This is a genomic window from Tardiphaga sp. (assembly GCF_044336785.1).
Lineage (GTDB): Bacteria > Pseudomonadota > Alphaproteobacteria > Rhizobiales > Xanthobacteraceae > Tardiphaga.
Genome location: NZ_JBIIOT010000012.1, coordinates 71,404 through 81,384 on the forward strand (window position 1 = coordinate 71,404; position 9,981 = coordinate 81,384).

At 63.9% G+C, this 9,981-nt stretch carries 8 protein-coding genes; 4 read left to right on the forward strand and 4 right to left on the reverse strand.

The window, feature by feature from the left end:
- The first annotated feature begins 47 nt into the window (after positions 1-47).
- Together ACIQ2A_RS06010 and ACIQ2A_RS06015 are read left to right on the forward strand one after the other, a co-directional pair.
- Complete coding sequence (locus ACIQ2A_RS06010) at positions 48-1,217, forward strand: PLP-dependent aminotransferase family protein (RefSeq protein ID WP_398476825.1); 1,170 nt, start codon at positions 48-50, stop codon at positions 1,215-1,217.
- The gene (locus ACIQ2A_RS06015; protein ID WP_398476827.1) at positions 1,214-2,137 is read left to right on the forward strand and encodes an AEC family transporter; all 924 of its coding nucleotides are present in this window, start codon (positions 1,214-1,216) and stop codon (positions 2,135-2,137) included. The genes ACIQ2A_RS06010 and ACIQ2A_RS06015 overlap by 4 nt, the downstream gene beginning before the upstream one ends.
- 64 nt (positions 2,138-2,201) lie before the next feature.
- Here ACIQ2A_RS06015 and ACIQ2A_RS06020 read toward each other — a convergent pair whose 3' ends face one another.
- The 4 genes from ACIQ2A_RS06020 to ACIQ2A_RS06035 all read right to left on the reverse strand — a co-directional run bounded on the left by ACIQ2A_RS06020 (position 2,202) and on the right by ACIQ2A_RS06035 (position 5,960).
- On the reverse strand, positions 2,202-3,140 hold the full coding sequence (locus ACIQ2A_RS06020; protein ID WP_398476829.1) for a carbon-nitrogen hydrolase family protein: 939 nt from the start codon (positions 3,138-3,140) through the stop codon (positions 2,202-2,204).
- A gap of 94 nt (positions 3,141-3,234) precedes the next feature.
- On the reverse strand, positions 3,235-4,290 hold the full coding sequence (locus ACIQ2A_RS06025) for an ABC transporter substrate-binding protein (protein ID WP_398476831.1): 1,056 nt from the start codon (positions 4,288-4,290) through the stop codon (positions 3,235-3,237).
- Positions 4,291-4,293: 3 nt separating this feature from the next.
- Positions 4,294-5,115 carry an ABC transporter ATP-binding protein gene (locus tag ACIQ2A_RS06030; protein ID WP_398476833.1) on the reverse strand — a complete coding sequence of 274 codons (822 nt, stop codon included), beginning with the start codon at positions 5,113-5,115 and terminating at the stop codon, positions 4,294-4,296.
- Positions 5,116-5,126: 11 nt separating this feature from the next.
- Positions 5,127-5,960 carry an ABC transporter permease gene (locus ACIQ2A_RS06035; protein ID WP_398476836.1) on the reverse strand — a complete coding sequence of 278 codons (834 nt, stop codon included), beginning with the start codon at positions 5,958-5,960 and terminating at the stop codon, positions 5,127-5,129.
- A gap of 260 nt (positions 5,961-6,220) precedes the next feature.
- Here ACIQ2A_RS06035 and ACIQ2A_RS06040 point away from each other — a divergent pair, with 260 nt between their 5' ends.
- Positions 6,221-6,988, forward strand: a complete 768-nt coding sequence (locus ACIQ2A_RS06040) for a TrmB family transcriptional regulator (protein ID WP_398476838.1) — start codon at positions 6,221-6,223, stop codon at positions 6,986-6,988.
- Positions 6,989-7,212: 224 nt separating this feature from the next.
- A complete protein-coding gene (gene gyrA / locus ACIQ2A_RS06045; protein ID WP_398476840.1) occupies positions 7,213-9,972 on the forward strand; it encodes a DNA gyrase subunit A in 2,760 nt (919 codons plus the stop codon).
- Positions 9,973-9,981 lie beyond the last annotated feature (9 nt).

Consider the following 9,981-nt stretch of genomic DNA (forward strand, 5'->3'; position numbering starts at 1 on the left):
TTCTGATTGAGAATTATCCCGACGTCATCCAGAAACGCGGGATTCCAGTGACAATTGCGATCAATCCTTTCATCGCCGCCATTCCGACCAATCCGCTGCGCGCGCTGTTTCCCTATGGCGCCAGGCCGGGGATGCTCAATCTCGCCAGCGGCCACCCGTCGAAGGATGCCTACGACCTCGAAGGCCTTGCGGAAGCGGCGAGTCGCGCTAGCCGGGATTTTTCGGCCTGGACCTATGGCTCCAGCGCCGGCGATCCGGCGCTGATCGGCGCGTTGGCCGAGACCGTCACGACGTTGCCGCCGGGCAAGCGCCTGCTGGTCACGTCAGGCGCGCAGCAGGGCATCGATCTCGCCATCCGCACATTTGCCGAGCCCGGCAGCAAGGTGATGGTGCCGGAGCCGGTCTATCCCGCCGTGCTGTCGACATGCGCGGCGATCGGCGTCGTTCCGGTCGGCTATCAGATCGCGGCGGGCGACAATGAGCTCGCTGAATTTGAGACCGTGCTGCAGACGGCCGGCGACGTGCGCGCGATCTATGCGCTGCCGACCTTCGGCAACCCCACCGGCGAGACATTGACCCGCGAGCAGCGCTTGAGACTGCTTGGGCTGTGCGCGAGGCACGGCGTCCCGGTCATCGAGGACGCCCCCTATAGCGATCTCTGGTTTCGCGCGCCGCCACCGCCGAGCCTGCTTGATCTGGCGCCGCAGGTCGATGGCGCGACGGTGATCCATCTCGGCAGCCTGTCGAAAATCATGTCGCCCGGTTTGCGGATCGGCTGGCTGATCGCGCCGGAGAGCGTGGCCGCAGCGATGCAGGAGGCCCGGCAGGCAAGCGATCTGCAGCCGAATGCGCTCGCCCAGCGCGTCGCCTGGCACTATCTGCAACTCGGTCGCCTGATCGATCATGTCGCGCGCGTGCGCGGTCTCTACGCCGAGCGGCATGATGCGCTGGTCGCTGTCCTGACCAGAGCCGGCTTCACGGTGCCCGTGGTGGATGGCGGCATGTTCATCTTTCCAGTCCTGCCGGCCGACAAGGGCAACAGTGATCTGTTCGAGCGCGCGGTGGTGCAGGACGTGCTGTTTGCGCCGGGGCCGGCGTTTCGCGCGCAGCCGGACAGCGGGCTGTTTGCCGACCGTATGCGGCTGTGCTTCGCCGGCCTCGCCAAGGCGGACATCGTGGTCGCCGCGGAGCGGCTGGCGGCGGCGGTGCACGCATGATCCGCACCATCGTCATCGCACTGATCCCGATCGTCCTGCTGATCGGGCTCGGCTACGCCATGAAGCAGCGGCAGTTTCTTGCGGACAGTTTCTGGCCGCAGGCCGAACGGCTCAGCTACTTCCTGCTGCTGCCGGCGCTGTTCGTGCACGGGCTGGCCACCGCCGATCTCACCGGCATCCCGGTCTGGGGCATGGTCGCAGCCCTGATCGGTTCGACGGTGATCGCGGCGCTGGTGCTTGTCGCGCTCAGCCGCGTGGTTGCCTCCGATGGACCGGCCTTCACCTCGGTGTTCCAGGGCGGCGTGCGTTTCAACAACTATGTTGGAATCACCGCGGCGGTCGGCCTGATCGGCGCCCATGCGGTGCCGCTGGCGGCTGTTGCCAACGCGGCCGTGGTGCCGTTGGTCAACGTGTTGTGCGTCATTGTCTTCGCGCGTTACGGTTCGGCCAGGCCGACCTTGCGGGGCATCCTGCGCGGCATCGCGCTCAATCCGCTGATCATCGGCTGTGTGATCGGCATCGTGCTGCAGGTGACGCATATCGGACTGCCGGCGGGCATCGAAGGCTGCGTCAAGGCGCTCGGCCAGGCATCGCTGCCGCTCGGGCTGCTCTGCGTCGGCGCCGCGGTCGACTGGAAGGCGCTCGGGCGGGGCCTGACGCCAGCCGTCTGGGCGTCGGCCGCCAAATTCGTCCTGATGCCGCTCACGACGGCGGTGATCTGCTTCTGTCTTGGACTCAACCGCGAGGCCATCATCGTTGCCGTGCTGTTCCAGTCATTGCCGACGGCATCCTCGGCCTATGTGATGGCGCGGCAGCTCGGTGGCGATGCCGAACTGATGGCGAACATCGTCGCGTTCCAGACAGTCGTCGCCATCGTTGCGGTGCCTGCGGCGCTGCTGGCGCTCAATGGTTACGTCTAGCGCGCGCCGAGTCCCTGGCGCAGGCGCGTGATCGCAGGCGTGTCCATGCCGGTGTCCGGGGTGATCAGATCTCGTCGTCACTCAATACGGCGACCGGCGCCTGCACGCGTTCATCGACATGCAGGCTGAACAGGTCTGGTCGCGCATAGTGGCCGACTGGATCGAAATCGAGTGTGGCGCCAAGAATGTCGTCGGTGTCGATATCTGCGGTGAGGATGCCTTCGGCGTCCAGCAGCGGGCCGGCCAGCACTTCGCCGAGCGGTCCGACGATCACTGAGCGACCATGCATCATCCATTCATCGGGACCTGCCTCGATGCGGCTGGCATAGTCTTCCGGGAAATCCGAACGGCGCATCACCTGGCAGGCGCTGATGACGAAGCAGCGGCCTTCCATGGCGACGTGGCGCATGGTCGGGATCCACGTCTCGCGATCATCCGCCGTGGGCGCCGCCCAGAGCTGGACGCCCTTGGCGTAATAGGCCGCGCGCATCAGCGGCATGTAATGCTCCCAGCAGATCGCGCCGCCGAGGCGGCCATGGGGCGTGTCCACCACCGTCAGCGATGAGCCGTCGCCAAAGCCCCAGACCAGACGCTCCGAACCGGTGGGCATCACCTTGCGATGGGTGCCGAGCAGTCCGGCCGGCGACAGATACAGCGCCGTGCAATAAAGCGTGCCGCCATCACGCTCGATCACGCCGACGACCGTGGTGATGTCATGCTTGGCGCATGCCGCGACGAGGTCATCCACTTCCGGGCCGGGAACGCTGATCGCGCCCTTCACATAGCGCACGAAATCCGCGCGGCCTTCCGGCGTGCGCCGTCCGATGCAGCAGCCGAAATCGAGACCTTTCGGATAGCCGCCGATGAAAGCTTCCGGAAACACCGCGACCTTGGCGCCGGTGGCAGCAGCATCGGCGATGAGGGCGACGGTGCGCGCGGTGGCAGCGGCGGCGTCGAACGGAACGGTGGCTGCCTGCACTGCAGCGACTTTCAATTTGGCCATCTCGATTACTCTGACTGACGTGTGTGGTTTCTTGCACATTCGCACTCACGGCGCCGCGCGCCGTGAGTGCTTCTGTTCAGGGATCGACGCGCGATCAGGCGCGGGTGATCTTCACGGTCTTCGGATCAAAACCCTTTTCAGCGGCTTCCTTGTCCACGGCGCTGGCGATCTTGGTGTCCACGAATTTCGCCACATCCGGCATCTTCGGCAGCAGCTTGGCTTCGACGCCCCACTTGCCGAGCGCTTCCATCTTGGCGATCTGCGCCGGCGACAGGGTCGCCTTGATGTCGGTGAAGGACTTTGCGGTCCAGGCCGGATCGTAGCTCGATGCCTTCTGCAGCACTTCGACCGGGATGTTCTTCGCCGGCTCCAGCGAGCGGAACCAGCCATTCACGAGGTCATTGTTCTGGCTCGCGAAGAACAGTGCTTCCGAATTGGCGCGCAGGAAGCGCTTCAGGACTTCGGGGCGCTGCTGGAAGAACTTGTTGTTCGCGGTCAGCGCGATCACCGGCGTCACGTTCTGCGAAATCACCTGTGCCGCGCCCGAATTCTCGAAGAACGACACGAACGGATCATAGGTGAAGAAGGCGTCGATGCGCTGCGCGCCGACGGCATCCGCGAGTTCGGCCGGGCCGACATTCACGAAGGACATGTCCTTGCCCGGCGTCAGGCCGGCCTTGATCACGGCTTCCTGCGCGTTCTGGAAGGCGGTGATGCCGAAGGTGCCGTAGACCTGCTTGCCCTTGAGGCCAGCCATGTCGGTGATGCCCGACTTCTTGGTGGTCAGCACCGCCGAACGGAACAGCGCCTGCGAGGCGACCGTGGTGACCGGCGCGCCGATCGCCATGGTGGTGACCGCAGCAAAGTCCGACAGAGTGCCGATATCACCGGCGCCGGAGACGAGTGCTTCGGTAATGGCGGGCGAGGCGGCGAGCTGAATCATCTCCATCTTGAGGCCGTTCTTCGCGGCGATGTCCGTGCGCATCAGCACATGGGCGATCTGCGCCGAGACGGTGGTGGTGTTGAACCAGCACATCTTGACCACATCGCCTTCCTGCGCCCGCAGGATCGACGGCATGCCGAGTGGGAGAGTAGCGGCAGCGCCGACCGCAAGCTGACCGAAGCGACGACGAGAGATCGTGGGTGTCACAGTCTATTCTCCTTTTTGCCATTCAGGCTTCAGCGTCTCCCACAGGTCCTTGACCGTGGAGACAAACCAGGGATCGGATCGCATCTCGGCGGTGCGCGGCCGCGGCAGCGGCACGGCGACTTCGTCGCGCACGCGGCCGGGACGGGGACTCATCACCACCACGCGGTCGGCGAGAAACACGGCTTCATCGATGCCGTGGGTGACGAAGATCACGGTCTTCTTGGCTTCCGACGAAATGCGCGCGATCTCTTCCTGCAGCAGCACGCGCGTCTGCGCGTCGAGCGCGCCGAAAGGCTCGTCCATCAGCAGGATGTCGGGATCGGGCGCGAGCGCACGCGCGATGGCCGCACGCTGCTTCATGCCGCCGGACATCTGATGCGGGAATTTGTCTTCGAAGCCCGAGAGCTGGACGGTGGCAATCAGCGAACGCGCGATCTCGGCGCGCTGTGCCTTCGGCATGCCCTTCGCCTTGAGGCCGAATTCGACATTCTGCTGCACTGTCATCCAGCCGAACAGCGCATAATCCTGAAACACCACGGTGCGCGAGGCGTCGGGCTTGCTGATCTGGCGGCCGTCCTGAAGGATCTTGCCGGACGTCGCCGACTGGAAGCCGGCGATGATGTTCAGCAGCGTCGATTTTCCGCAGCCGGACGGCCCAAGCAGCGAAATGAATTCGCCGCGGCGGATTTTAAGTGAGACGCCGTCAAGCGCGATCACGCGGCTGTCGGAGGTCTTGGAGTCATAGACCTTGCCGACATTGCTGATGTCGATCTGGATGTCGGAAGCTTGTGCCTGCGGCGGACGGTCGAGAAGAGTGGTGGTCATGGCTGTTCTCCTCAATTGCGCTCGGACGGCGCCCAGGCATTCACGCGGCGCTCGAGCCGTTCGAGCAACGCGGACATCAGGAAGCCGACGAGGCCGATCGTGACCATGCCGGCCACGACATTGTTGATCTGGAACAGCATGCGGGACTGCTGGATCAGGTAGCCGAGGCCGGTCTGGGCCGCGATCAGCTCGGCGGTGACGACGCACATCCAGCCGACACCGAGCGCGATGCGCAGTCCGGGCAGGATGATCGGCAGCGAGGCGGGGATCAGCACGTCGGTGAACAGCTGCCACGGTTTTGCGCCGAGGCAGAGCGCCGCATTCATCTGGTTGCGGTCGAGCCCGCGCACGGCGGTGTAGGTCGCGACGAAAGCCGGGAAGACCGCGCCGAGAAAGACGAGGAAGTAGGAGGCGGCATCGCCAAGGCCGAACCACAGGATGGTGATTGGGATCCAGGCCAGCGGCGGAATGGGGCGGAGCGCTTCGACCACCGGACGCACGAAATCCGACACCGTCCGCCACCAGCCGCAGATCAGGCCAAGCACGAGGCCAACGATACAGGCGAGCAGGAAGCCGATCGCCACGCGCTGCAGGCTGGCACCGAGATGCACCCACAGCGAGCCATCCAGCGCGAGCTCCCAGAGTGCCTGGGCAACGCCGACCGGCGAGGGCAGCAGGAAGCCATCGACGAAGCCGAGGCCGGTCACGGCCTGCCAGATTGCGAAGAAAGCGGCGAGCCCGATCGCGGCGCGCACCGAGCGTGTCTTCATCGCCTTTTGAAGTCCGCTATGGCTTGGCTTCGCCGCTTCGAGCGGCAGGCGGCCTGCATCGGCATTGGCTTCCATGAGGGGCTCCTTCTCAGTTGCCGATCAGATCCGGTGAGATCGGGCTATCGAAAAGGCTAGATATGTCGGAGATTTCCGTCAACGTTTGGCCGAGGTAATACTGGCGATAAAACAAGCGTATACTGCGATATTGTGCCGATAACAGCGCCATCTGCACCTAATTTATGCGCAGTGGATCAAAGGTTGTGTCGGAAAAAACCGACGATTAGACTGGGGCGCGGGACTGCGTTAGGTCATTCCAATCCCGCCAGGAGACCAAGGTGGATATCGAAGAAAAGCTGGCCCAGATCGGCATCACGGGGACGCTCTACAAACTGTTCCTGACCACGGTGCGCCTTGGCGGCGCCTCAGTGACGGATGTTGCGGCGGAAGCCGGCTTGGCGCGCACGACCGCCCATGACGCCCTTGCCAAGCTGGAGGCCGAAGGGCTCGTCAAATTCGTCGATCAAGGCAAGCGCCGCTTCGTGGTGGCGCAGGATCCCGGCATCCTGCTGGAGCGGATCGAAGCGCGGCGGCAGATGCTGACGGATGTGATGCCGGTGCTGCGCTCGATGTATCATCATGAAAGCGGCCAGCCGAATGTGCGATTTCATCCCGGCCCGGAGGGCATCCGCACCGCGCTATGGGATACGCTGTCCGGCGGCGACCAGGTGCTCCGCGCCACGCTCTCGATGAAGGAGTTGATGGCCGAGCCCGGTCTCGAAGAGATGGAGCGCTACCTGCAGGAGCGCGCCAGGCGCGGCATCTGGCTGCGCGTGATCCGGTCGGTCGAGCGCGACATCGCGCCGATCTGGCCGTCGAGCCAGGAGCTGCGGCGCGAGCTGCGCTACGCTCCCGCCGCGCATACGCTGGCGATGACCTGTTTCGTTTATGGCAACAAGGTCTGCCTGATCTCGTCCGCGCGGGAGAGCTATGGCATGATCATCGACAGCGCCGAATTCGCGGCCTTCCAAGCGCAGCTGTTCGACGCCATGTGGAGCCTCAGCTCGCCGGATATCCAGCCGGCGATCTCGGCCGATCGTTCGTGACGGATGGAATTTGCAGCCTCTGGTTTGCCTCTGGAATGCCGCTGTAATGCCTCAAGAATTCTGCGCCGTCCGTGCGTTTCCTTGTTCTTGCGGCCGTCTTGCGGCAAGAGCCTTAAGCGATTGAAAAATAAGGTGGAAAATCCCCGTTCGCGAAGCCTCTCGGGGTGGCTTGTGCAGGCATCATGCGCTATATGATCAGCACCCGATTCTGACCGGAAAACACCTTGTCCGACAAAGAAGACCAGAAGCCCGGGGAGCCGCCGGTTCCCTCTGATATCCGTCCCGTATCCATCCTCGACGAGATGAAGCGCTCGTATCTCGATTACGCGATGAGTGTGATCGTGGCGCGTGCGCTGCCTGACGCGCGCGACGGCCTCAAGCCGGTGCACCGGCGCATCCTGTTCGCGATGTACGAGAACGGCTTCGAATACAACAAGCCGTTCCGCAAGTCAGCGCGAACGGTCGGCGACGTGATCGGTAAGTATCATCCGCATGGCGACCAGTCGGTCTATGACGCCATGGTCCGCATGGCGCAGGACTTCTCGATGCGCGTGCCGCTGATCGATGGTCAGGGCAATTTCGGCTCGGTAGACGGCGACCAGCCGGCCGCGATGCGTTACACGGAATCGCGCCTCACCAAGATCGCACAGACGCTGCTCGACGATATCGACAAGGACACCGTCGACTATCAGGACAACTACGATTCATCGGAGAAGGAACCGAAGGTTCTTCCGGCGAAATTCCCCAACCTGCTGGTCAATGGCGGCGGCGGCATCGCTGTCGGCATGGCGACCAATATCCCGCCGCACAATCTCGGTGAAGTCATCGATGCCTGCGTTGCGCTGATCGACGATCCGTCGCTGACCATCGACGATCTCAACAAGATCATTCTGGGCCCGGATTTCCCGACCGGCGGCATCATTCTCGGCCGCGCCGGCATCCGCTCGGCTTACAATACCGGCCGCGGCTCCATCGTGATGCGCGGCAAGGTGGCGATCGAGCCTGCGCGAAAAGATCGCGAAGCGATCATCATCTCGGAAATTCCGTACCAGGTGAACAAGGCCACCATGGTCGAGCGCATCGCCGAACTGGTGCGCGACAAGAAGATCGAAGGCATTTCTGACCTGCGCGATGAATCCGACCGCGATGGCTATCGCGTCGTCGTCGAACTGAAGCGCGATGTCGTGCCTGAGATCGTCCTGAACCAGCTCTACAAGTTCACGCCGCTGCAAACCAATTTCGGCGCCAATATGGTGGCGCTGGATGCCGGCCGTCCGCAGCTGTTCAATCTGAAAGACCTGCTGACGATCTTCGTGGCCTTCCGCGAACAGGTCGTCACCCGCCGCACCAAATTCCTGCTTAACAAGGCCCGCGACCGCGCGCATATCCTGGTCGGCCTCGCCATTGCCGTGGCGAATATCGACGAGATCATTCGCGTGATCAGGACGTCGCCGGATCCGACCACCGCGCGCGACATCCTGATGGAGCGCCGCTGGCCGGCGCAGGACGTTGCGGCGATGATCACGCTGATCGACGATCCGCGCCATCGGCTGGAAGAGGACGGCACTGCGCGTCTGTCGTTCGAGCAGGCAAAAGCCATTCTCGATCTGCGTCTGGCGCGCCTCACGGCTCTCGGCCGCGAGGAAATTTCCGACGAGCTCGACAAGCTCGCCATCGAGATCGCCGACTATCTCGAAATCCTCCGCTCGCGTGCGCGCGTGCAGACCATCATCAAGGACGAACTCGCCGCGGTGAAGCTCGAATTCGCGACCCCGCGCAAGACCGTGATCATGGAGCAGGAAGGCGAGGTCGAGGACGAGGACCTGATCCAGCGCGAGGACATGGTGGTGACGGTGTCGCATCATGGCTACGTCAAGCGCGTGCCGCTCTCGACCTATCGGGCGCAGCGCCGCGGTGGCAAGGGCCGCTCCGGCATGGCCACGCGCGACGAGGATTTCGTCTCGCGCCTGTTCGTGGCCTCCACGCATACGCCGGTGCTGTTCTTCTCGTCGCGCGGCCAGGTCTATAAGGAAAAGGTCTGGCGCCTGCCGATCGCGCCGCCGAATGGTCGCGGCAAGGCGATGATCAACATCCTGCCGCTGGAGCAGGGCGAGCGCATCACCACCATCATGCCGCTGCCCGAGGACGAGGCGACCTGGGATACGCTGGACGTGATGTTCGCCACGACCGGCGGCAATGTCCGGCGCAACAAGCTGTCGGATTTCGTCGATGTCCGCCGCTCCGGCATCATTGCCATGAAGCTCGACGAGGGCGAGGCCATCGTCGACGTGCAGATCGCCACCGAGCATGACGACGTGCTGCTGACCGCCGGCGGCGGCCAGTGCATCCGCTTCCCGGTCACCGATGTGCGCGTGTTCCAGGGCCGCAACTCCATGGGCGTGCGCGGCATCGCGCTGGCCGAAGGCGACAAGCTGATCTCGCTGTCGATCCTGCGTCATGTGGAAACCACGTCGGACGAACGCACGGCCTATCTGAAGATGCGCCGCGCGGTGGCCGGCGAGGCGGCTACTGTCGATGAGTCCGTGCTCGAGGCCGAAGCCGAAGAAACGTCATCGACGGCGATCCAGCTCACGCAGGAGCGTTATGTCGAACTGTCCGCGGCCGAGCAGGTGGTGCTGACCATCTCCATCAACGGCTATGGCAAGCGGACCTCGTCCTACGAGTATCGCACCACCGGCCGCGGCGGTAAGGGTATCGTCGCCATGTCGGTTAACAACCGCAACGGCAAGTTGATCGCTTCATTCCCCGTGGAAGACTCGGACCAGATCATGCTGGTCACCGACAAGGGCCAGCTGATCCGCTGCCCGGTGGAAGGCATCCGCGTCGCCGGCCGCTCGACCCAGGGCGTCATCGTGTTCAACACGGCCGATGACGAGCATGTGGTGTCGGTGGAGCATATCGGCGAAGCCGGCGAGGGCGATGAGCCTGAAGCGGGCGGTGAAGCGCCGGTCGCTGAGGGCTGAGGCGTTTGG

What these genes read in the sequence shown, in the direction of transcription:
- ACIQ2A_RS06015 (WP_398476827.1), top strand. Translation starts at nt 1,214, where the DNA reads ATGATCCGCACCATCGTCATCGCACTGATCCCGATCGTCCTGCTGATC.
- ACIQ2A_RS06020 (WP_398476829.1), bottom strand. Translation starts at nt 3,140, where the DNA reads ATGGCCAAATTGAAAGTCGCTGCAGTGCAGGCAGCCACCGTTCCGTTC.
- ACIQ2A_RS06030 (WP_398476833.1), bottom strand. Translation starts at nt 5,115, where the DNA reads ATGACCACCACTCTTCTCGACCGTCCGCCGCAGGCACAAGCTTCCGAC.
- ACIQ2A_RS06035 (WP_398476836.1), bottom strand. Translation starts at nt 5,960, where the DNA reads ATGGAAGCCAATGCCGATGCAGGCCGCCTGCCGCTCGAAGCGGCGAAG.